Source organism: sulfur-oxidizing endosymbiont of Gigantopelta aegis, from assembly GCF_016097415.1.
Taxonomy (GTDB): Bacteria; Pseudomonadota; Gammaproteobacteria; order GRL18; family GRL18; genus GRL18.
Map to the genome: position 1 here is coordinate 70864 of NZ_JAEHGE010000001.1, position 22189 is coordinate 93052.

Annotated in this window: 23 protein-coding genes; 15 read left to right on the forward strand and 8 right to left on the reverse strand. The window is 41.6% G+C overall.

Annotation, left to right across the window (positions count from 1 at the left end; translation table 11 throughout):
* Positions 1-62: 62 nt before the first annotated feature.
* Positions 63-596 (reverse strand): FxsA family protein, encoded by a 534-nt coding sequence (locus tag JEU79_RS00390; protein WP_198262494.1) that lies wholly within the window; start codon positions 594-596, stop codon positions 63-65.
* Between the two features lie 359 nt (positions 597-955).
* Here JEU79_RS00390 and cutA point away from each other — a divergent pair, with 359 nt between their 5' ends.
* The 9 genes from cutA to JEU79_RS00435 all read left to right on the forward strand — a co-directional run bounded on the left by cutA (position 956) and on the right by JEU79_RS00435 (position 11200).
* The gene (cutA, locus tag JEU79_RS00395; RefSeq protein WP_198262495.1) at positions 956-1294 is read left to right on the forward strand and encodes a divalent-cation tolerance protein CutA; all 339 of its coding nucleotides are present in this window, start codon (positions 956-958) and stop codon (positions 1292-1294) included.
* 151 nt (positions 1295-1445) lie between these two features.
* Positions 1446-3818 carry a protein-disulfide reductase DsbD gene (locus JEU79_RS00400; RefSeq protein WP_198262496.1) on the forward strand — a complete coding sequence of 791 codons (2373 nt, stop codon included), beginning with the start codon at positions 1446-1448 and terminating at the stop codon, positions 3816-3818.
* Between the two features lie 236 nt (positions 3819-4054).
* Positions 4055-4594, forward strand: a complete 540-nt coding sequence (locus JEU79_RS00405; RefSeq protein ID WP_198262497.1) for a TlpA family protein disulfide reductase — start codon at positions 4055-4057, stop codon at positions 4592-4594.
* A gap of 326 nt (positions 4595-4920) precedes the next feature.
* On the forward strand, positions 4921-5370 hold the full coding sequence (aroQ, locus tag JEU79_RS00410) for a type II 3-dehydroquinate dehydratase (protein WP_198262498.1): 450 nt from the start codon (positions 4921-4923) through the stop codon (positions 5368-5370).
* 122 nt (positions 5371-5492) lie between these two features.
* Positions 5493-5936: an acetyl-CoA carboxylase biotin carboxyl carrier protein gene (accB, locus tag JEU79_RS00415; RefSeq protein ID WP_198262499.1), complete on the forward strand. Its 444-nt coding sequence runs from the start codon at positions 5493-5495 to the stop codon at positions 5934-5936.
* Between the two features lie 82 nt (positions 5937-6018).
* Positions 6019-7359 carry an acetyl-CoA carboxylase biotin carboxylase subunit gene (gene accC / locus JEU79_RS00420; RefSeq protein WP_198262500.1) on the forward strand — a complete coding sequence of 447 codons (1341 nt, stop codon included), beginning with the start codon at positions 6019-6021 and terminating at the stop codon, positions 7357-7359.
* Positions 7360-7381: 22 nt separating this feature from the next.
* Positions 7382-8272 (forward strand): 50S ribosomal protein L11 methyltransferase, encoded by an 891-nt coding sequence (gene prmA / locus JEU79_RS00425; protein ID WP_198262501.1) that lies wholly within the window; start codon positions 7382-7384, stop codon positions 8270-8272.
* Between the two features lie 147 nt (positions 8273-8419).
* A complete protein-coding gene (locus JEU79_RS00430; protein WP_198262502.1) occupies positions 8420-10528 on the forward strand; it encodes a zinc-ribbon and DUF3426 domain-containing protein in 2109 nt (702 codons plus the stop codon).
* Between the two features lie 99 nt (positions 10529-10627).
* Positions 10628-11200, forward strand: a complete 573-nt coding sequence (locus tag JEU79_RS00435) for a tRNA dihydrouridine synthase (RefSeq protein ID WP_343074998.1) — start codon at positions 10628-10630, stop codon at positions 11198-11200.
* On the opposite strand, the gene JEU79_RS00440 is transcribed toward JEU79_RS00435, so the two are convergent.
* The 4 genes from JEU79_RS00440 to JEU79_RS00455 all read right to left on the reverse strand — a co-directional run bounded on the left by JEU79_RS00440 (position 11197) and on the right by JEU79_RS00455 (position 12390).
* Positions 11197-11505 carry an IS66 family transposase gene (locus JEU79_RS00440; RefSeq protein WP_198262504.1) on the reverse strand — a complete coding sequence of 103 codons (309 nt, stop codon included), beginning with the start codon at positions 11503-11505 and terminating at the stop codon, positions 11197-11199. The genes JEU79_RS00435 and JEU79_RS00440 overlap by 4 nt on opposite strands.
* Complete coding sequence (locus tag JEU79_RS00445) at positions 11502-11762, reverse strand: hypothetical protein (RefSeq protein ID WP_198262505.1); 261 nt, start codon at positions 11760-11762, stop codon at positions 11502-11504. Before JEU79_RS00445 ends, JEU79_RS00440 begins: the two co-directional genes overlap by 4 nt.
* Positions 11763-11764: 2 nt before the next feature.
* Positions 11765-12184, reverse strand: a complete 420-nt coding sequence (locus JEU79_RS00450; protein WP_198262506.1) for a hypothetical protein — start codon at positions 12182-12184, stop codon at positions 11765-11767.
* A gap of 62 nt (positions 12185-12246) precedes the next feature.
* Positions 12247-12390 (reverse strand): hypothetical protein, encoded by a 144-nt coding sequence (locus JEU79_RS00455; RefSeq protein ID WP_198262507.1) that lies wholly within the window; start codon positions 12388-12390, stop codon positions 12247-12249.
* 283 nt (positions 12391-12673) lie between these two features.
* Between JEU79_RS00455 and JEU79_RS00460 the strand changes: the two genes are divergently transcribed.
* The 6 genes from JEU79_RS00460 to purH all read left to right on the forward strand — a co-directional run bounded on the left by JEU79_RS00460 (position 12674) and on the right by purH (position 17031).
* Positions 12674-13057: a tRNA-dihydrouridine synthase gene (locus JEU79_RS00460; protein WP_246540474.1), complete on the forward strand. Its 384-nt coding sequence runs from the start codon at positions 12674-12676 to the stop codon at positions 13055-13057.
* Between the two features lie 98 nt (positions 13058-13155).
* The gene (gene fis / locus JEU79_RS00465; protein WP_198262508.1) at positions 13156-13518 is read left to right on the forward strand and encodes a DNA-binding transcriptional regulator Fis; all 363 of its coding nucleotides are present in this window, start codon (positions 13156-13158) and stop codon (positions 13516-13518) included.
* A 544-nt stretch (positions 13519-14062) separates the two neighbouring features.
* Positions 14063-14524 (forward strand): hypothetical protein, encoded by a 462-nt coding sequence (locus tag JEU79_RS00470; protein WP_198262509.1) that lies wholly within the window; start codon positions 14063-14065, stop codon positions 14522-14524.
* Positions 14521-14763: a hypothetical protein gene (locus JEU79_RS00475; protein WP_198262510.1), complete on the forward strand. Its 243-nt coding sequence runs from the start codon at positions 14521-14523 to the stop codon at positions 14761-14763. The genes JEU79_RS00470 and JEU79_RS00475 overlap by 4 nt, the downstream gene beginning before the upstream one ends.
* Positions 14760-15197: a hypothetical protein gene (locus tag JEU79_RS00480; RefSeq protein ID WP_198262511.1), complete on the forward strand. Its 438-nt coding sequence runs from the start codon at positions 14760-14762 to the stop codon at positions 15195-15197. Before JEU79_RS00475 ends, JEU79_RS00480 begins: the two co-directional genes overlap by 4 nt.
* A 262-nt stretch (positions 15198-15459) precedes the next feature.
* Complete coding sequence (gene purH, locus JEU79_RS00485; RefSeq protein ID WP_198262512.1) at positions 15460-17031, forward strand: bifunctional phosphoribosylaminoimidazolecarboxamide formyltransferase/IMP cyclohydrolase; 1572 nt, start codon at positions 15460-15462, stop codon at positions 17029-17031.
* Positions 17032-17398: 367 nt separating this feature from the next.
* On the opposite strand, the gene JEU79_RS00490 is transcribed toward purH, so the two are convergent.
* The 3 genes from JEU79_RS00490 to JEU79_RS00500 form a co-directional block, all read right to left on the reverse strand.
* A complete protein-coding gene (locus JEU79_RS00490; RefSeq protein WP_198262513.1) occupies positions 17399-18892 on the reverse strand; it encodes a phosphomannomutase in 1494 nt (497 codons plus the stop codon).
* Positions 18893-18894: 2 nt separating this feature from the next.
* On the reverse strand, positions 18895-20373 hold the full coding sequence (locus JEU79_RS00495; RefSeq protein WP_198262514.1) for a mannose-1-phosphate guanylyltransferase/mannose-6-phosphate isomerase: 1479 nt from the start codon (positions 20371-20373) through the stop codon (positions 18895-18897).
* Between the two features lie 236 nt (positions 20374-20609).
* Complete coding sequence (locus tag JEU79_RS00500; RefSeq protein WP_425511134.1) at positions 20610-22061, reverse strand: MBL fold metallo-hydrolase RNA specificity domain-containing protein; 1452 nt, start codon at positions 22059-22061, stop codon at positions 20610-20612.
* Between the last annotated feature and the right edge of the window lie 128 nt (positions 22062-22189).

Genomic DNA, 22189 nt, shown 5'->3' on the forward strand with positions numbered 1-22189 from the left:
TACAGCGGTAAAAAAAAAGGTCTTTTTTACCATTAAGCGGGTATTCAAATGAATTTGAGGGCTTATTTCCTAGTTTGATCAGAATCTTCAACCTTGCCTTCACCTTCAATCACTCGATGTTGTTGCAAACGCGCCTGATTGCGGGCATGTTGTTGCTCTGGTGTTAAGTCTTCATATTCACCTTCAAAATAATCACCCTGCCCCCTATTGCCATTACCGACATTGAAGCGATTTTTCATCAACGCACTGCTCACAAAATAACTGGCAATCAGTGCCCGCAAGGGTGGCACTAGCAACAAAAAGCCTACCCCATCGGTAAAAAAGCCGGGGATTAATAAGCATAAGGCGGCAAAGAGCAGCATCAAGCCTTCCAACATCTCTGTCGCAGGTAAAACGCCCTGACTCATGGAGGTTTGAGCTTTTTGCAGAGTGGAAAAGCCTTGTATGCGGATCAGGGTCACACCGAGAACAGCAGTAAAAACAACCGCTAAGACAGTAGGAATGGCACCAATTGCTCCACCAACTTCGATTAGCAGATAGATCTCTGCCAAGGGGACACCAATAAAAATAATTAAAAACAGGGGCAATATGGGCATAAATATCTCAATTTAGGTTAGATAGCGCTGGATTGAACTTATTCGACCCCTTTGGGTCTTAATTTCTAATACAATAAATATATTATCTTGTTTTTTATAGTGATTTAAAAGCATTATATACCAGATATAATATTTGCTTATGGGGGCTTCATAACATAAACTCACTGAAATTCATGATATTTGTATATACCCGTGATACTTGGAAATGCAGCGAGGCATTTTGACTAAGAGCCGATTGAGACTATAAGCACTACATGCTTGAGGCTTTTAGTTACATCTCTTAACAAAAAGAACGAAGCCTGCATTTCCAAGTATCATGGGTATAAGTACTAAATGGGTCAAGGAAAACCTTTTTTCAAATGAAAAATGAAACCAGTGAAGAAATACGCTATCAATTGGTGCTTTGCACTTGCCCTGACGAGGAAACTGCAGTCAATATTGCCGAAAATGTTGTCGCACAAAAACTAGCCGCCTGTGTCAACGTATTACCGGCAGTGTATTCTATTTTTCAATGGCAGGATAATGTTGAATCCGCTAAAGAAAATATGATTTTAATAAAAACCAGTGAGTCTAAATACGCCTCATTAGAAAAAGTTATTCAGTCACTACACCCTTATGAGGTGCCGGAAATCATTGCCATTGATATCAGCCGTGGTTTACCTGAATATCTTAAATGGCTGGGAAATAGTATGAAATAAGCCTTTTTAAAAGCGATACACTTTTTATATACCCAGACATTATCCCCGGACATAAGGAGGCAGCGTTTATTGAAAGTAAACACCGTTGTGTCGGGTCTTAATAAAAACAACTAAACACAATAGCAAAACTAATTAATAGTGGTCTAAATCAATGATAATAAAAACTCTACTCACTCGATTTATTTTATTCTTATGCTTGTCATTTATAGCAACAAGCAGTTTTGCTGAAGAAGAATTTTTACCCCCTGAAGAAGCTTTTGCCATACAACCTGCCAAGGTGGAAACGTCTGCAAGCGGCAATAAAGTCGTCATTTCCTGGAAAATTGCTGATGGCTATTATGTCTATCGAGACAAAGTCTCCTTCGATGCCAAAGGCTCAGAACTTAATTTGGGTGAAATGGCCTTATCACCGAGTAAAACTAAAAGTGATCCCTATTTCGGTGAGATTCAGGTTTATGCTAAAAAACTCATTGCAAAAATCCCCTATACCACAGAAGCAGAAAAAAATGCCTTATTGCATTTAAACGCCAAATCTCAAGGCTGTGCAGATGGCGGTATCTGTTACCCGCCACTCAAACAAGATGTATCTTTTAGCCATCCGGGAAGCTCTGTAGCCAGTACGCCGATGAATACTCTCGCATCCTCAGGCAGCTCAACATTCAATAGCAGCAATCAATCACTGTCTGCTTTAGCCGCCTTGGGTAATGAAGCGGACATGCAGGATGAATTTTTAGAAGTGGAAGATGCGTTTAAATTCTCCCTTTCGGTCGGCAAAAACAATCAACTTGAAGCCATCTGGACGATTGCTGATAAGCATTATCTGTATAAGGACAAGTTCAAATTTGAACTCATTAAGGGCAATGGTTTTTCTATCCAAGATCCAATTATGCCTCCCGGAAAAGCCAAGCACGATGAATACTTAGGTGATTATGAAGCCTATTATCATAATCTATTGCTCAATATCCCCGTCTCAGGCAAGGGCGATACCAGCAAGCCACTGGCCGTTAAAGTCACTTATCAGGGCTGTGCTGAATCCGGTATCTGTTATCCCAAGGTGACTAAAAACGTCGAATTAGATGTTTCTAATATCTCCGCAAGTACCGTTGCAACAGCAGCAACCATAGCAACAGCTCAGTCCGACACCAAGCAAATTGGTTCCACGGTTGATTTTTCAGCTAGCAATACAGCAATGAATGCTGGCGAGATGCAGTCTGAACAAGATTTTATGGCCGGCATACTCAGCAATGAAAGCACCCTATTAGCTTTATTAACCTTCTTTGTTATTGGTCTTGGCCTCGCATTTACCCCCTGTGTTTTTCCTATGATCCCCATTCTATCCGGCATTATTGCGGGTCAGGGGAAGGATGCTAAGACCAGTGCTTTCACCATGTCGGTTGTTTATGTACTGTCAATGGCCGTTGTTTATACGCTACTGGGTGTCGTGGCAGGATTATCCGGCAACAATATTCAGGCGATATTCCAAAATCCGTGGGTATTGGGTAGTTTCTCATTGATCTTTGTCTTATTGTCACTGTCCATGTTTGGCTTTTATAACCTGCAACTGCCTTCTGCATTACAATCAAAAATTTCTGAATTCAGCAATAAGCAGCAAGGTGGAACCTTAATTGGCGTTGCCATAATGGGTGTCTTATCAGCGCTGATTGTTGGTCCTTGTATGGCACCACCATTGATGGGAATCTTATTGTTTATTAGCCAAACAGGCGACCCACTATTAGGCGGTGCAGCTTTATTCGCCATGAGCTTAGGCATGGGCGTTCCTTTAGTCATCATTGGAACTTCTGCTGGCAAGTTAATGCCTAGAGCCGGAGTCTGGATGGATACGGTGAAAGCTGTCTTCGGTGTAGGATTGCTAGCCGTTGCCATCTGGATGCTGGAACGCATCCTGCCTGAGGTCATTACCATGTGGCTATGGGCGATATTAATCTTTACTTCGGGTGTCTACATGGGCGCACTAACGCCTATCGCCGAAAACAGCACGGGCTGGTCTCGACTCTGGAAAGCCCTAGGTCTGATTTTCATGCTGTATGCCAGTTTGATCATCATCGGCGCATCATCTGGAAATACTGACTATATGCAGCCTCTCAAAGGTAACATGATGCAAACCAGTGCCAGTGGTACGGTCACTGCTCAGCATGTTGCCTTTGAACGCATTAAGTCGCTTGATGATTTAAATCGTCGCCTGGCTGATGCCAAGAAACAAAACCGCCCGGTAATGTTAGATTTTTATGCTGACTGGTGTACTTATTGTAAAACCATGGAAAACACCACCTTCAGATCCCCTAAAGTTATCTCTGCCTTGGATAATTTTATTATCTTACAGGCTGATGTGACCGATATGGATGATATTGACACTGCGCTAATGAAAACACTACAAGTACCCGCACCACCTGCAATGTTATTCTACTCACCTAAAACCGGTGAGCTGAAAAACTTCCGCGTTGTTGGTTATAAAAATGGTGATGACTTTGCTGCACATGTGAAAAAGTTTTCTGGCACACTTTAGGTCAAGATAGCTATTCAATCTGAGTTCTGGATAATAATTACGAGCAAGTTAACTTAATAGTGGTGCGCTTCGTTCCTCAGCAGCACCCTACGCTTGTCTGCAAGTGATGTATTGTAGATCGTAGGGTGGGCACGCTTTTTGTGCCCACGCTGAAAGTGTGAATACAATGTATTGAGTCAGCGTGGGCAGATAAAGCCATGCCCACCCTACTTACTTTAGGCCAAAATAACTAATCGATGACTTCTAATAGTAAAAAAATTGCCATTATTCTCACCATTATGATCACTGCTCTATTGTGGATCTTTTGGCTTCCCGGCAATCTTCGCCAGGAACAAAGTGAAATCATCCAGAAGTCACACAGTCTAAAGTTTCAAGACTTCAGCTTGCCTGATCTCAAGGGGCAATCACAGTCTTTTGCACAATGGCAGGGAAAAGTCGTACTGCTCAACTTCTGGGCAACTTGGTGTCCACCCTGTCGTTATGAGATGCCTGATTTTGTTGAGGTTTATGATCAATATAAAGACCAGAATTTTGTCATCATCGGAGTGGGTACTGATGATCCGGCAAAAATTGCGAAATTTGTCGAACAACTCAATGTCAGCTACCCCATCCTTGTTGGGGGCCGAGAGGCGATGCAGATATCCTATCAATACGGTAACCATAGTGGTGCTTTACCCTATAGTATTATTTTTGACCAACAGGGCAACATTCGTTATCGTGCCGGTGGGATGATGACAAAAAAACAATTATTAGCACAAATCAAACCCCTTCTGTGATTAAGCAAGCAATTAATACCCCTCAGCCCTAACACTTTTTATTAGAATATGCATAGATTGTGCAGGCATTTGCGGTGATGTGTGATTTCAATAACAAATTACACAAAATTTCTGGACAAAACTCAAAATCTCATGCAAAATAATCCCAACATTTACTTTTTTCGCTCAATCGGTGCTAATCGCATCTTTTTCTACTGATTTTCGACTAAATTTAGACTACAAGTTAATTATAATTACTCAAAATTCTTGTGTTAGTTTCGTCTATCATGCATCTAAAAAGCGTCATATAACAAAACATACAAGCAAGTTTGAAATGGAAGACTGAAATGGCGAAGATACTCGTTTTAAATGGTCCAAACCTCAACTTACTGGGTACTCGTGAGCCAGGTCATTATGGCCATGCCACTCTTGACGACATTAATGAAAAACTGCAATCATTAGCAGCGCAGTCAAAGCATCAATTAGATTGTCTGCAAAGTAATGCTGAACACCAATTGATTGAAGCCGTTCATCAGGCTTGTCAGGACAAAGTTGACTTTATTATTATCAATCCAGCAGCATTCACTCATACCAGTGTTGCTCTGAGAGATGCTTTATTAGGCGTAGATATTCCCTTTGTTGAGTTACATCTGTCTAATGTCTATAAGCGCGAAACGTTCCGTCATCAATCCTATTTTTCTGATATTGCGGTCGGTGTCATTAGTGGCTTAGGACATACGGGCTATGAATTAGCACTGCAATATGCTTTTGTACATCTTGCTCATGGCTCAAAATAGCACAAGTAACATATAAGTAACATAGCAAATAAGCACAATACGAAGATAGCGCCAAGCCATCTTCACTTAACAAGTACCACTAAAATGGTACTGATTGTAAATTTTTAAGCAAGGTTCATATTATGGATATCCGTAAAATAAAAAAACTCATTGAACTACTAGATGAATCCGGTATTGCAGAAATTGAGATTCACGAAGGTGAAGAATCGGTTCGAATTTCACGCAATAGCTCTGCGCCAGTCATGCAAATGCCTGCACAGGCCTATGCACCAGCACCTGTGGCCGCACCAGCAGCCGTTGCTGAAGCAGCTCCTGAACCAGAAGTAGTCTCTGGCCATGAAGTCAAAGCACCGATGGTTGGCACCTACTATAGTTCACCATCACCGGGTGCAGCCGCCTTTATGGAAATAGGTCAAAAAGTAAACAAGGGCGATACGGTTTGTATCATTGAAGCCATGAAACTACTCAATCAAATTGAAGCGGATGTCAGTGGCACGATTAAAGCCATTTGCGTAGAAAATGGTGAGCCATTGGAATATGGACAGGTGATTTGCATTATCGAATAACGCCCTGACCACTGACTCATTACTATACCCGTGATAAACGATAAACAATTTATACTAATAGATAAATACCTGGAACCCTCTGATGTTTGAGAAGATAGTCATTGCCAATCGTGGTGAAATTGCACTGCGCATACAGCGTGCCTGCCGCGAATTAGGCATTAAAACCGTTGCTGTTCATTCAGATGCCGATAAAACCCTAAAGCACGTATTGCTCGCGGACGAATCTGTCTGTATTGGTCCGGCGCCCTCTGTAGATAGTTATTTAAATGTCCCCGCCTTAATTAGTGCTGCTGAAGTCACTGATTCTCAGGCCATTCACCCCGGCTATGGTTTTCTGTCAGAAAATGCCGATTTTGCTGAACGCGTCGAGCAAAGTGGCTTTGTTTTTATTGGCCCTAAGCCTGAGTCCATTCGTATTATGGGCGATAAGGTTCAGGCCATTAAAGCCATGCTAGAGGCGGGCGTCCCCACAGTGCCCGGCTCCAATGGTGCTTTAGGGTCTGATCCTGAAACCAACTTACGCATTGGCCGTGAAATTGGTTATCCCGTCATTATTAAAGCTTCCGGTGGCGGTGGCGGTCGTGGCATGCGCGTCGTACGCTCAGAAGCCAGCCTGCTCAATGCCATTTCATTGACCAAGACCGAAGCCGATGTCACTTTTGGCAATGACGAAGTCTACATGGAAAAGTTTTTAGAAACCCCACGCCATGTTGAAATTCAAGTCATTGCTGATGAACATGGCAATGCTGTCCACTTAGGTGAGCGCGACTGCTCAATGCAGCGTCGTCATCAAAAAGTAGTCGAAGAAGCACCCGCTCCAGGCATCAGTGAAGAAGTTAGGAATAGAATTGGTGAACGTTGTGCCGAAGCCTGCCGTCAAATTGGTTATCGCGGTGCTGGTACCTTTGAATTTTTATATGAAAATGGTGAATTCTACTTCATTGAAATGAATACCCGCCTGCAAGTTGAGCACCCGGTGACTGAGTTTGTCACCGGTATTGATCTCGTACGTGAACAACTACGCGTCGCAGCGGGTTTGCCTTTGAGTTTTGCTCAAAGTGATATCAAAATCAAAGGCCACTCCATTGAGTGTCGTATTAATGCCGAAGATCCCAAGACATTTATGCCCAGTCCTGGAAAAATTGAGGCCTATCATGCCCCCGGTGGCCCAGGTGTCAGAGTCGATTCCCATATCTATAGTGGCTATCACGTACCGCCTTATTATGATTCAATGATCGGCAAGCTCATTACCTTTGGCAACACACGCGAAATTGCTATTGCTCGTATGGATACAGCGCTAAATGAGATGGTTGTACAAGGTATTAAAACCAATATACCTCTGCAACAGGAAATTATTACTGATAGCGCATTTAAGGCCGGTGGCACTAACATCCACTATCTTGAGAAAAAACTAGGGCTATAAAAGCTCATTAAGAAGGGTGCTTATGGCCTGGTTGCAACTCACGCTCGAAGCGACTCATAGTAATAGCGAACAATTATCTGAGCTTTTGAGTCACGCAGGGGCGGCATCTGTCACCCTGCAGGATGCTCATGATGACCCCATCTTTGAACCGCCTCCCGGTTGCACACCTCTATGGAAAGAACTGCTGCTGACGGGCTTGTTTGAAGCTGACATTGATGTTGACTCAGTACTCGCTTTTATCAAAAAAAGTTATGGTGAATTACCGGGGTATAGCCTCGAAGCACTGGAAGATCGAGACTGGATTCGTGCCTGCATGGATGACTTTAAACCCATGCAATTTGGTCAACGTGTTTGGATTTGTCCCAGTTGGCACACCCCACCGGATGCCTCTGCGGTTAATATCATGCTCGATCCGGGGCTGGCCTTTGGTACTGGCACTCACCCAACCACTTCATTATGCTTACAATGGCTGGATCAAAACTTCCCTCAAGAGAGTATTGAGGTCATTGATTATGGTTGTGGCTCAGGTATTTTAGGCATTGCTGCTTGTTTATTGGGTGCTAATCAAGTTTATGGCGTTGATTTAGATCCACAGGCTTTAATTGCTACTCAGGCCAATGCAGAAAAAAATCATGTACTTGAACAACTGCATACATTCTCTGTAGCTGAATTTAAACGTCAACACGAAACCTTACAATGCCCCCTATTATTAGCTAATATTCTTGCCGGCCCCTTAGTGGAACTTTCGGCCATGCTAGCATCACATGTTGCTCCCGAGGGAAAGATTGTTTTATCGGGCATTTTGGCTGAGCAGGCAGAAAAAGTCTCAACAGCCTATCAGCAATGGTTCACCATTGAAGAAGTCACTCAGGAAGGCGACTGGGTTAGAATTGTCGGCACTAAATTAGAATAATTTACTCAGTCGTCAAATTTTCAAAAATTCAGCCAAAGAGTTCCAACACAGTACAGATTATTTGCTTGAAAAATGTTAGTATCCCGATAATATTTTTATAATGTATCTGAAGTGTCAGATAGTTGATTCAAGGAACGTTTTCAGCACATGTATACACACTGCCCAAACTGCGATACGCATTTTGAAATTTCTCAAGAATACCTGGACATTGCCAATGGCAAAGTGCGCTGTGGCCAATGTGATCACATTTTTAATGCTTTAGATAATTTATATGAAAAGCATGAAGAGACCACACAAAGCGCTGAAACAGTCGAGCCTCAGGAAGACACCACTGAAAGTACTAAAACTGACGAGCCTCAAGAAGACATCACTGAAAGTACCGAAACTGACGAGCCTCAAAAAGACATCACTGAAAGTACTGAAACTGACGAGCCTCAAGAAGACATCACTGAAAGTACCGAAACTGACGAGCCTCAAAAAGACATCACTGAAAGTACCGAAACTGACGAGCCTCAAAAAGACATCACTGAAAGTACCGAAACTGACGAGCCTCAAGAAGACATCACTGAAAGTACCGAAACTGACGAGCCTCAAGAAGACATCACTAAAAGTACCGAAACTGACGAGCCTCAAAAAGACATCACTGAAAGTACCGAAACTGACGAGCCTCAAGAAGACATCACTGAAAGTACCGAAACTGACGAGCCTCAAGAAGACATCACTGAAAGTACCGAAACAGACGAACCTCAGGAAGACAGCATAGAAAGTGCTGAAACAGACGAACCTCAGGAAGACATTACTGAAAATACTAAGCAACCCAGTAGTCTCCTTTCATCATTGACTAGCAGTAGCATCACTATCCCCAGCACTAACATCAAAGCTAAAATGGAACGCATTGCGGCCTCGCTCTCTGCTGCCACGGCTGAACTTAAAAATGCCCGAACCTCAGCTTTCAGTAAGACAAGCACCAATACGTCTTCAGATGCTGTAAGCAAGGAAACGATAATCTCTGATGAGACGATAAGGTCTGATACCGCAAATTCAACAGAGATACTTGCAGACCATACACCTTTAGACTCTGCAGAAAGTATCGATACCCGTGAGACTTCAGACAGCAAAGAAAACGCCATTATTGATCAAGCATCAAGCCCTGAGCACCTCGCTGATGAAATAGAAATATTAACACCCACAGAAACCAGTAGCACAGATGATGAACCTAGTGCGGTTGAAGAATTTAGTGCGGTTGAAGAACTGGATTTGGTTCATTTTGACGAACAAGACACACTCGAAGAAGAACCCATCAGCAGTATCAATGAATTTAAGCCTCAAAATGTTGATGAGGGCGATATTGAGATCCTCAATAGCCTAATGGATGTATCCGATCAGACCAATGTCAATGATGAATTGCTTGATGAGCTGGATGAGCTGGATGAGCTGGATGAGCTGGATGACATCAATAAAACACTCTCAGATAACAATAACTCGCTTGATGATGAATATTCTAATTTAAGCGATGACTTTGATGACTTGGGTAATGGCGATGATTTACTCGCAGAACTCGAACAACTAGAAAGTGATTTTCTTAATAGCGATAGCAGTTCTAAGCAATCCCTCAGTGATGAGGATTCTTTAAATCCTGAGTCATCGGAGTACGACTTAAACTCAAATGAAGCGGAAATAGAGATAACGGCTGTCAATGAATTTGAAAGACCCCCGACAGAAATCCATATTGAGGAAACCGTCCCCTCATTTCTCACCCAAAGCAATTCATCCAGCACTAGCCCCGGCGCGATGTTTGCCTGGCTGGCAGGCACGATTGTGCTATTGGCATTGCTTGGCGTTCAGTATTTACACGTCAATAGCATTAAACTGTCTCAAGATGTCAGCTTCCGCCCTTTATTAGAAACACTCTGCCCCATCACTGGCTGTTCGTTACCCTTGGTGAAAGCACCACGAAAAATTGTCACAGTCAATCATGATGTTCGCTCTCATCCGCGAGTCAATAATGCTTTAGAAATTCAATTAACCTTTAAAAATAAAGCAGACTTTACTCAAGGTTATCCCATATTGGAAATTACTTTTTCCAATCCTCGGGGTGCAGTCATTGCCCGTAGAAAATTTCTGCCTGATGAATATCTCAGTGGCGAGATCCCATACGAGCAAGGCATCAAGCAAAATCAAAGTCAGGAAATTAATCTTAGAATCGTTGATCCTGATCCCGGTTCAGATTTGAGTTTTCAGTTTAATTACTTATAAATGAAAATAGGCGCTTGGGAATTTCATCCGCCTCAGTCAAATACCGCACCCGACGCATCTAGCGCACCGGTTTTTTTGGCTCCTGTTTTTTTGGCTCCTATGGCCGGTATCACCGACCGCCCTTTTCGACAGCTCTGTCGTAGACTAGGCGCAGCTCAAGTGACATCAGAAATGGTCACCTCTAAGCCTGAACTACTGAACTCTCTTAAAACCCGAACACGTCTCAACCATGATGGTGAGGCTGCACCCATTGCCATACAAATTTTGGGCACTGAAGCACAGCAAATGGCTGCCGCTGCGCAGTATAATATGCAACATGGTGCCGATATTATTGATATTAATATGGGCTGCCCAGCAAAAAAAGTCTGTCATGTCTCCGCAGGCTCAGCATTAATGAAAAATGAATCTCTGGTAAGGGAGATCCTTACTGCGGTGGTCAATGCAGTCCCCATTCCAGTGACACTAAAAATACGCACCGGCTGGGATCAAGTACACAAGAATGCCCTCACGATTGCCCAAATTGCCGAACAATGTGGCATTCAGGCTTTAACAATCCATGGACGAACTCGTAGCTGTGGCTACCGTGGTGAGGCTGAATATGACACTATAAAAACGGTAAAACAACAAGTTAGCATACCGATCAGTAACTTCTCAATAAGTCTGTGCATTTAAACAGCACAAACTTTACCTTTCAGCAACTCAGGCAGATATGGGATCAAATTTCTCTTGCTGATCCGGTCATTAATAAAATCCCAGAATGAAATTCCTTGTTTCAAACAAGTTTTCTTTAAACTGACAAAGGTATCTCTGCAAAGTTGCCCATCCTTTGAGCGTGTACTACCACTAATTTTACGCTTAATAACATATTCTCGAATATCATTTTCACTCAAATTATTATGAAGAGGAATATCAGGCCGTTCCAATACCAGCAGTAATTCTGTTTTATTTCTTGCCAATCGTTTCAGTGCCTGATTCAACGTTTCAAAGCTTCAAAGCTTGTTTTAGTCCGGCACAATTCATCAAAATGTTCAGCAATCGCTGACTTCAACGGATCATCTGGCTCAAGTTTATATTGTTTGAGATCATAAAATAGTTCCCAAATCTGAGTATGTACCCAGTTCAGTTCTTTATCATGTCGCTCATTGAGTGGTAGTATCCGCTGAAACACTCTGTCTGCATGTATCCAACATAATGCGTGCAACAAAATATCAAATTGTCCTGCATCATCACTCACAATCACCAAATCCTTGGAAAGCCACTGTTAATTAATGCCCCCAGTAAAGCGCCTTCTGTGGCAATGCGAACATGCCGTTGTGTTATGATACTATTGTTCTGCAGATAGTATTTCCAGGCTTCTTCATTATCAAAGCAAGTCTGATGACTTTGTTCAATAACGCTCAATGGCTTGTGAGGTAATTTTTCTGCTCTCATATAATCATCAAGTGCTGCATCGTTGAAAGGCTTAATCAGCAACTCCTGAACAAAATAATCCTGATACCCTAAAAAACGTGAATGTTCTGGCAGGTTATCTGGTTTGATAACGGTGGTTTTATGAATAGCCAATTTCTTCTTTCGTTTACGACTTTTTGAAAGGCTTACTAGTCCCATTTCCTGAGTTGTTTTTCTTGCTTCCTGAATGACCTGTCGGATTATCATTGTCATCATCCTTTGGCAATTTACTGGCTCTTATTTTAGGCTTTGGAGGTAGCTTTTTAAGCTTAGCAACTTCTGTTTAGGGCATCGATTTCAACCTGTTGGTTTTGAATGATTTCCTGTTGTTGCTCCATGAAAGCAAGGAGTAATCGGACTACCGGTGTCTTTTCTTCTTCAGGTATCTCTGGAATTGGAGGTAATTTTTTCACTATAATCAATACAGGTTGTTTTCAATAAAACAATTGTATCATGGCTTTTTAAGGCTCTTTAGTTTGCCCTGTGTTGATCAAACTCCCTCTCAGTTAAGATAATATTCAAAAATATTCTATTTCGATCTGAGACAGATCGACAGGATCATTTATAGGGATAAATTACATGGGGCAGTGAAAATGCAATTTTTGTCCTCTAAAATGCTGTCAAGACTTTTTTGTTTTTATTTCAAGTTTTGCACAGACTTATTGAGAAGTTACACCGATCATTGCAAATGGTGATATAAATAGTGCAGAGAAGGCACAAGATGTACTACAATACACAGGCGCTGATGCAATAATGATTGGTCGAACTGCTGTTCAGTCTCCCTGGATATTTGCTGACATTAATCATTTCTTAGCAACTGGAATGCATTTACCGGAACCTTCTTTGCAGGAAAAAAGCGACATCATCCTGGGCTTATTAAGCGATTTGTATTCATTTTATGGTGAATCTCATGGCGTCAGAATTGCCCGAAAACATCTTGTCGCAGCGATCAAACCTCTACCTGAAGGCGAACAATTATGGAAAAAAATCAGCCGGATCAATGATGCACACCAACAATACGCTATGACTCAACATTTTTTAAGAATTTATTTTAAACGGATAATTCTTAATCTAAACTGACTGAAAAATCTTACACGCTTTTTTAAAAATCAGTTTATAATGATGCAAAAAAAAAAAAGACACCAACAATTCACTGACAATTATTTAGGTTAAAATCCATGCCCATAGTGCAAGATGTTTTTAATAACATTAAAGAGATAAAAACTGCTGATACTTTTGAATCAAATGCTAGTGCACCAATAAATACACCCGCTCATGACAGCGACTCGACCGAAACCGACTCAGCTGACAACGCCATTTTGCGTGATTGTGTGCGTTCTGTGCTAACAAATTACATAAATGATTTAGAAGGTCATACTGTGGATGATCTCTATCAATTAGTGCTGGCTGAAGTTGAAGCGCCACTATTAGAAACCATTTTAGGTCATACCAATGGCAATCAAAGCAAAGCAGCTCAAATGCTAGGTATTAATCGCGGCACACTACGAAAGAAGTTAAAACAGTATAATATTAACGAATAATTAACCTTCCGTAGTAACTTCCCGTTCTGACCCTTAAAATCATCCTTTTTAAGTATTGAATTTTTTCAGCACCTAAGTCGCTCTCGCTACGATTCAACTGATTATTTTAGGTTGAAAAAGTTCAATATCCGCCTCTGCCTCAGCAATTCTCGCTGAGATGAACAATTGAGTTGTAGTGGTGCTTACCAAGCAGAAATAAAAAACTTTTTTCGCAGTAACTTTAGCAAAATTAAAAAAATCAAATAAAAAGCTTGCATTTTGAGAAACAAGAGATCAAACTCTTGTTTTTCAATTGGTTGAATGACTTCATGTTAAAAAATATTTCCCTTTTATATGCTTGGTACTGTGAATTTTGGCCTCTTTAAGTCAGCAAAAAAAAACATTTAAGTTTTTCTGCCCTGAAACAGGCCATCTCACTGCACTTTCATGCAATCAAAGATAGCCGAGTACAAGGAAAGTGTGATTACAGTCAACATGATGTGCTTATGAGTGCTTTTGCCTGCATGTATTTTCAAGATCCTCTTTAAGTGAATTTCAGAAACAGATGGAAGAGGAACAGAATCAAAATAATTTACGCACTCTTTTTAATGTTGAAAAAATTCCTAAAAATAGTCAACTAAGAGACATTTTGGATCTCATACCCTCTAAAACATTTGCACCTGCATTTAAAGATTTATTTGAACGACTCAGACGACATAAGCATCTTGAAGAGTATGCCATATTACCCAACACATTGCTTTGTGTTATTGATGGCACGCAATATTATTCCTCTAAGCAAATCCATTGTGACTGTTGTCTTCATAAAGAACATAGAACGGGTGAAATAACCTACAGTCATGCTGTTTTACAAGGTGCCATTATGCACCCCGATAAAAAACAAGTGCTCCCTGTCATGCCTGAAGCAATACAAAATACGGATGGTACAAAAAAACAGGATTGTGAAAGTAATGCAGCCAAACGTTTTATAGCCAATCTAAAAAAGCACATCCAAGACAAGGATTTATGATTTGTGGTGATGGTTTGATGTCACATCAACCTATGATAGAAGATATAATTGAAGAAATGATGCATTATTTATTGGTTGCCAAACCTGGTGATCACACATATTTATTTGAATGGCTTGAAGCATTTTCTGAACTCCCATCAATGGACTGGATTGACGAAAAAGGGCACCAACATCATTATCGATGGAAAAATAATGTCCCTTTACATGGCGAAAAAATGCCATTGAAGTTAACTTTTTGAATATACCCCTCACCAATACCGCAGGGAAAATTATCTACCGAAATAGCTGGGTCACCGACATAAAGATCAGTGAACATAATATTCAAACAATGACCCAGGCGGGTCGATGTCGTTGGAAAATAGAAAACGAATGTTTCAACACATTAAAGAACCAAGGCTATCACATTGAGCATAATTATGGTCATGGGAAGAAGCACCTGAGCTTTAATATGTATCTGTTAACCTTGCTGGCTTTTTATTTCCATCAAATTTTTGAATTAACCGATGGGGCTTATCAAGCTTGTCGTAAAAAGTTTGGCTCTAAAAAATTAATGTGGGAAAAGTTCAGAGGGGTTATTACCTTTTTTGTGATGGACTCCTGGGAACATTTAATGGATTTTTTATTGTACAGAGACGATTATGAGGAGATGAGACCTGTAAAAATAAGAAAATAAACCTATTTTAGGGAAAATGCGTCGATTAAACGCAGCATCTCCCGTGCCTGCTATTTAGAAAGAAAGAACAAAAAAAATTTTAAAAAGCATCAGGCAAACAAAAAATGCTGTTTTCAGCTTAATTCATAAGAATAAGTTACTTCACCGAGTTTTGCTGCCTCTGCCTTAATAATATTGATTCAAAGCCCGTTTACAATTATCATAGTCCAGTTATAACTCTTTCAAAGACAGCCGTCGCAATTAAAATTATGGAGTAGCTTGAATGGCCACAATCAAAACAGCACTGATCAGTGTGTCAAACAAAGACAATATTGTCGAGTTTGCGCAAGCCTTATCAGAGATGCAAGTGAATATTTTATCAACCGGTGGTACAGCCAAGTTACTACAAGATAACAACATTCCTGTCACAGAAGTGTCTGACTATACCGGATTTCCAGAAATGATGGCTGGGCGGGTAAAAACATTACATCCTAAAGTACATGGTGGCATTCTAGGACGCCGTGGTATTGATGATGAGGTCATGCAAGAACACGGTATTGATGCCATTGATATGGTTGTCGTCAACCTTTATCCCTTTGAAGCAACGATAGCTAATCCAGACTGCGACCTAGAAACTGCCATTGAAAATATCGATATCGGCGGCCCAACCATGGTGCGAGCAGCGGCTAAAAATCATGCCAGTGTTGCCATTGTCGTTAATCCCAGTGACTACGATAAAGTGCTTACTGAAATGCAAGATAACCAAGGACAATTGGCCAAAGAAAGCTTATTCAACTTGGCTGTTAGAGCATTTGAACATACGGCAAAATATGATGGTCACATTGCTAACTATCTTGGGGCAATTAATATTGCCGACCAAAGCAAGGAAACTTTCCCCAAAACCTTTAGTTTGCAGTTCGATAAGTCACAGCAAATGCGCTACGGTGAAAACCCTCACCAAAATGCCGCGTTTTATGTCGAAACAGCGCCCAAAGAAGCCTGTATCGCCACTTCAACACAAATTCAGGGCAAAGAGTTATCGTATAATAATATTGGTGATACCGATGCCGCGTTAGAGTGTGTGAAGCAGTTCAGTGAAGGGCCTGCCTGCGTCATTGTCAAACATGCAACCCCCTGTGGTGTTGCATTGGGTAGCGATCAATTAGAAGCCTATGATCGGGCTTTTAAAACCGACCCCACTTCAGCATTTGGTGGCATTATTGCTTTTAACCTGCCATTAAATGCGGCCACTGCTCAAGCAATCATCGAGCGTCAGTTTGTGGAAGTCATTATTGCCCCTTCGGTTGATGACGATGCCATTGCCATTCTCGCCGAAAAGAAAAATGTCCGCGTATTAGCCTGTGGCCAATGGGCTGATATGCCCACACAAACCTGGGATTATAAGCGCGTCAATGGCGGTTTGTTAGTACAGGAACGTGATTTGGGTATGGTTACTGAGGCCGACTTGAAAGTGGTCACCAAGAAAGCACCCACACCTGAGCAAATGATGGACTTACTCTTTACCTGGAAAGTGGCTAAATTTGTTAAATCCAATGCCATTGTTTATGCTCGCGATAAGCAAACAATTGGTGTTGGTGCTGGGCAAATGAGTCGTGTTTATTCCGCTAAGATAGCCGGTATTAAAGCAGCCGATGAAAACTTGGTTGTACCGGGTTCGGTGATGGCATCCGATGCTTTCTTCCCTTTCCGCGATGGTTTGGATGCGGCTGCTGAAGCTGGAATAGCTGCGGTGATTCAACCGGGTGGCTCAATGCGTGATCAGGAAGTGATCGATGCTGCTGATGAGCATGGCATTGCTATGGTATTTACAGGAATGCGTCACTTCAGACATTAAGTTTTTCATTTTACTTTTCATTTTACTTTTCTATAGGCACAAAAAAAGCGACCGAGCCGTAGCTCATGGTCGCTTTCGTACCTCCGTTCCAAGCCATTTTGTAATACGATTAACCAAAAATCCTATTCAGAAAATATTGCATTATAAAACTCCTGCTTGCGGTCACTCCGTAGACCCTGCACTCCATAATCGATCCGTCTTACGTCGTCCTTAAAATCTTTAATATGGAACCATCTTAGCAGTTATTTTCATTAAACATCAATCACTTATGTGATCGTTTATTCTTAAAAAATGCTCGTATAAAAAAATAAGCATAAAAATACAATCATGAATAGTGTGAACTAATTAACAGTTTTAACCATAAAATTCACAAATTAACAATAATTTTCAATGCCGATTGATTAATTGTCTGGGCTTTTTCTACGCTATCCGACTCACTATAACAACGAAATTCGGGGGCATTGCCTGATGGACGAAAATGAATAATATCGTTATTTGCAAAGGTGATTCTTAGCCCATCCAAAGCATTCATCTGGCTGATACGACCAAATTGTGGAAAATCAGCCTCAATTGCTTGCTTATTTTCGGCTTCTGTTCCAGCAGTATAACGAGACACCAAGGCCTGACTACGCTCAGTGGCAAAGTCTTTAATGCGATCGCTATAGGTGAAACGTTGCGGTAATTGGGCTGATAATTGCGATATTGAAAGGCCTTGTTCGACACTACTATGGAGCAGGGTCAACAACACAATTATCGCATCTCTGGTCGGTAAAGCCGTTAATAAATATTCATTTCGACGAATCGGTGTGCCCAGTAAAAAGCCACCATTGGCCTCATAGCCTGCCACTGCGGCATAATGATCTTCAATATAATCATTCATCGCTTCGATAACATAAGGCGAACCAATTCGAGTACGTTTCACATCGGCAAAGAAACCGGATGCTTCGACACCCGTATTCGAACTGACCGGCGTCACAATGTGATCGATGTGTAAATATTGCGCACATAAAAAACCAACAATGTCACCTCTTAACCAGTCCCCGTTTTCATCACTGATCAAGGGTCTATCGGCATCACCGTCCGTTGACACAATCGCATCTAAGGCATGCTCTGCCACCCACTGCTTAGCTAATTTAATATCTTCTTCACGTACCGCTTCGGTATCCACGGGAATAAATTGCTCAGCACGTCCTAATAGCACGACTTCTGCACCCAGTTTTTCTAAAATAGCAGGAATCATATCCCGAGCGACACCACTATGCTGATACACACCTATTTTTTTCCCTGCCAATGCATTGGCGGGAAACAAATCCTGATAGCGTTGCTGATAGGCATTGCCAGCACTTGAGTCCAAACTTGGTAAGCCATTACTCTGATCACTAAATTGCCCCTGAGCATCAAATAAACTGTCCGGCACATTAATGACTTGATGTTTAATCAGTATTTCATCTTCTTTGAGGATTTCACCGGCGAGTTTGTAGAATTTGATGCCATTTCGATCATCAGGAATATGACTCCCGGTGACCATAATGGCCGGACATTGCTGAGTCAGCCCATACAATGCCACGGCGGGGGTGGCAATCAAACCCGTATAAATGACTTCATAACCACTATCAATAATGGCTTTTGCACAAGCATTGAGAATGTCTGGCGTACTGGCACGCAAATCACCGGCCAGGGCAATTGAATTCGATGGATTGGCCGCCCGTCCCATCTGTTGAGTCTGTTCTAAATATTGGATAAAACCTAAGGTATAGGCATAGCAAACCTGATCACTCATGTCTGCTACCAAGCCTCTAGCCCCACTGGTACCAAATTTCACCTGACTACTATGCATTAATTCTTCAATACTGATATTCATATTTAATCTTTCTCTACTGCTTCATTGTCTGTACCGTCATGGACGGCATTGTCTACTCTTCCATACTCATCATCAAAACGCACAATATCATCTTCGCCGAGATAACTGCCGGTTTGAATTTCAATAATTTCTAAGGGGATCACTCCCGGATTTTCTAAACGATGTTGAGTACCCAGCGGGATATAATTGGACTGATCTTCAGTCAAAATGAATTCCTTATCACCACAGGTAATTTTTGCCGTGCCCCTAACCACTACCCAATGCTCCGCACGATGATGATGCATTTGCAGTGATAATTGTGCACCCGGCGTAACAATAATACGTTTCACCTTAAAACGTTCGGTTTCATCCAGCGTTTCATAACTGCCCCAGGGGCGATAAACACGCTGATGCAATAACGCTTCTGTACGCCCACTACGCTTGAGCTGATTAACAATTTCTTTCACATCCTGCGCTTTGGATTTATCGACCACCAATACCGCATCAGCCGTTTCAACCACCACACAATTATCCATGCCGATAACGGCAACCATGCGTTCTTCAGCATGCACATAGCTATTGGTTAGATCATGATGTAAGACATCACCGTGTAAGACATTGCCATTATTATCACGATCATTCACTTCCCATAGTGCCGACCAGGCACCAACATCATTCCAGTTTGCATCCAATGGTAAAACAACAGCCTTATCGGTCTTTTCCATCACCGCATAATCAATGGAGTCTGAGGGTGAAGCGGAAAATGCTTCAACGCCCAAACGACAAAAATCTAAATCCACTTGACCTTCTGAGACTGCCGCTTTAACCGACTGGTAAATTGCACCCGAAAGACTTTCAATTTCTTTTAAAATAGCACCGGCCTGAAACATAAACATGCCGCTATTCCAATAATAGTCACCACTGTCTAAATACTGTTGTGCTGTTGCTAAATCCGGTTTTTCGACAAAACGCTCAACTTTATAGGCGTTTTCTGAGTCACTGAACAGCTCAGCCCGTTTTATATAGCCATAACCAGTTTCAGCTTTGTCTGGTACTATACCAAAGGTGATGAGCTGTCCCTGCTGCGCCACTCGATAACCTGATTCGACCACTTGATGAAAGGTTTTTATATCTTGAATAATGTGATCAGCCGCTAGAATCAGCATCACATCATCGGCATTGATGTGGCTGGAATATTTGCCCTGAATATATTCTGCTGCGGCACAAATAGCGGGGGCTGTATTACGACCAATGGGTTCGAGAATAATTTTATCGACATCCACACCAATATCATTCATCTGTTGCGCGACTAAAAAACGATGCTCTTCATTACAGACAATGATCGGTGCAGCCAGATCATCAATCCCATTTAAACGTGTCATCGTTTCCTGGAGCATACTGAATTCCCCGCACAATTTTAAAAACTGTTTCGGGTTAAGTTCTCGGGACATAGGCCAGAGTCGCGAACCTGAGCCTCCAGATAAAATAACGGGGATAATCATTGAGCTTCCTTCAGTTTATAGATAGTTTTTATGTAACCATTCAGCGTATTGTAGCCTACCAATAGAGTATCCGGTTGAATAGCTTGTCTTTACAGGGTTTTGAAAACAGGATGTTTTCATAAAGCGTCACATGGATGTGCTTGAGCGCCCCTGTAAAGACAAGCTATTTAATCGGGTACGTGAATTACACTGAATAATTACGTTTTTATTTTCTAAAATAATTATTTATATGCCAATTAATCGACTGGTATCATAACATCAATCGCGGGATATGCGCTGATATATTTCTTCTGTAAGGCTTGCTTGGCCTCATTATCGCCATGAATTAAACGAATTTGACGTGGCTTATTGCGCATACGTTTTACAAAGTTAAATAAATTAGTTTGATCGGCATGGGCAGAGTAAGCACTTAGGGTATGAATATTGGCCTCAATCGTATATTTTTTACCTTCTTTGCCTGCTTCTTTAGCGCCGTCATTAGCACCTAGGTAAACATACCCCCCCCGACCATATTTCTGAATATCACGCCCAGCAGTACCACGCGCCTGATAACCCGTAAACAAAATATCCGTGCGCTTATCACTGATCAGCGCTTGTAGATAATTAACAATTCGACCACCCGAGCACATACCGCTAGCGGCAATAACAATCGTCGGACGAGCAGTTTTTTGTAGATAAGCAACAGTTTGCAAATGGGTTTTATGATCGTTGATGGTGAGTAATTGCGAGAAATCCAAAGGATGGCGACCTTGTTTCAAACGCTTCTGAGCTTCTGCATCCCAAAAAACCGACAATTGTTGGTATTTTTCCGTAAATTCATTGGCCAGTGGGGAGTCTACGATGATTTCAATACCCTGCCAAAGACTTTCTTTTAATGAGCTCTGTCGATGGATGATATTTTCTAACTCATACAATAGTTCCTGGGTACGACCGATACTAAAGGCAGGAATCAAAACCACACCGCGATCAGCCACCGCCCGTTCAATCACTGACTGAAGGTATTTCTGTCGATAACGCCGATCAGCATGATTTTTATCACCATAAGTGCTTTCAATAACCAATTGGTCACAGCCATAGGGCGATTTTGGCGCAGCTAATAAAGGCGCATAGGGTGCGCCGAGATCGCCACTGAAAAGCACTTTTAAGCGCTGTTTCTCCATCGACTCAATGACACATTCAACATAGGCTGAACCTAAAATATGCCCTGCGGGTTTTAATGAAATTGCCAGCTTATAAGCACTGTTTTTCAATTCAATGGTGGTGTTTTTAGCATAATCCAATGGCACTAAGAGCGACTTAATATGACGAATAAATTTATCAATTAATTGCCGATTCTTGGTAAAGCCAATTTTCACCGCATCTTCTAACACATCCGGTAATAATAATGCCGTTGCCTGAGAGCAATAAATCGGCCCCTTAAAACCTGCCGCCAAGAGATAGGGGATACGCCCGACATGATCGATATGCACATGAGTCACCACCAGTGCCTGTACAGTTTTGAGCGAAAAATCGATAGCCAATTGATCGTGTTTGGAACCACCCGGTGATGTTTCAGCCCCTTGAAACAAGCCACAATCAATCAAAATACTATTTTTATCATCAATATGTAGCTCATGACAGGAACCTGTCACACCATTAACAGCACCATGATGTGAGATATTCGCCAAATCCATTTGTTTAGATTTCAAATTGTTTTCCATTGCTTGTATGTTTGTAATTGTTCAGCGTGTTATAAAATATCAAAAGAGTATCCGCTTGAATAGTTTGTCTTTATAGGGTTTTGAAAACAGGATGTTTTCATAAAGCGTCACAGGGA

Coding starts and splice junctions, on each gene's coding strand:
- JEU79_RS00390 (WP_198262494.1), bottom strand. CDS start 596: ATGCCCATATTGCCCCTGTTTTTAATTATTTTTATTGGTGTCCCCTTG.
- cutA (WP_198262495.1), top strand. CDS start 956: ATGAAAAATGAAACCAGTGAAGAAATACGCTATCAATTGGTGCTTTGC.
- JEU79_RS00400 (WP_198262496.1), top strand. CDS start 1,446: ATGATAATAAAAACTCTACTCACTCGATTTATTTTATTCTTATGCTTG.
- JEU79_RS00405 (WP_198262497.1), top strand. CDS start 4,055: ATGACTTCTAATAGTAAAAAAATTGCCATTATTCTCACCATTATGATC.
- aroQ (WP_198262498.1), top strand. CDS start 4,921: ATGGCGAAGATACTCGTTTTAAATGGTCCAAACCTCAACTTACTGGGT.
- accB (WP_198262499.1), top strand. CDS start 5,493: ATGGATATCCGTAAAATAAAAAAACTCATTGAACTACTAGATGAATCC.
- accC (WP_198262500.1), top strand. CDS start 6,019: ATGTTTGAGAAGATAGTCATTGCCAATCGTGGTGAAATTGCACTGCGC.
- prmA (WP_198262501.1), top strand. CDS start 7,382: ATGGCCTGGTTGCAACTCACGCTCGAAGCGACTCATAGTAATAGCGAA.
- JEU79_RS00430 (WP_198262502.1), top strand. CDS start 8,420: ATGTATACACACTGCCCAAACTGCGATACGCATTTTGAAATTTCTCAA.
- JEU79_RS00435 (WP_343074998.1), top strand. CDS start 10,628: ATGGCCGGTATCACCGACCGCCCTTTTCGACAGCTCTGTCGTAGACTA.
- JEU79_RS00450 (WP_198262506.1), bottom strand. CDS start 12,184: ATGATAATCCGACAGGTCATTCAGGAAGCAAGAAAAACAACTCAGGAA.
- fis (WP_198262508.1), top strand. CDS start 13,156: ATGCCCATAGTGCAAGATGTTTTTAATAACATTAAAGAGATAAAAACT.
- JEU79_RS00470 (WP_198262509.1), top strand. CDS start 14,063: ATGGAAGAGGAACAGAATCAAAATAATTTACGCACTCTTTTTAATGTT.
- JEU79_RS00475 (WP_198262510.1), top strand. CDS start 14,521: ATGATTTGTGGTGATGGTTTGATGTCACATCAACCTATGATAGAAGAT.
- purH (WP_198262512.1), top strand. CDS start 15,460: ATGGCCACAATCAAAACAGCACTGATCAGTGTGTCAAACAAAGACAAT.
- JEU79_RS00490 (WP_198262513.1), bottom strand. CDS start 18,892: ATGAATATCAGTATTGAAGAATTAATGCATAGTAGTCAGGTGAAATTT.
- JEU79_RS00495 (WP_198262514.1), bottom strand. CDS start 20,373: ATGATTATCCCCGTTATTTTATCTGGAGGCTCAGGTTCGCGACTCTGG.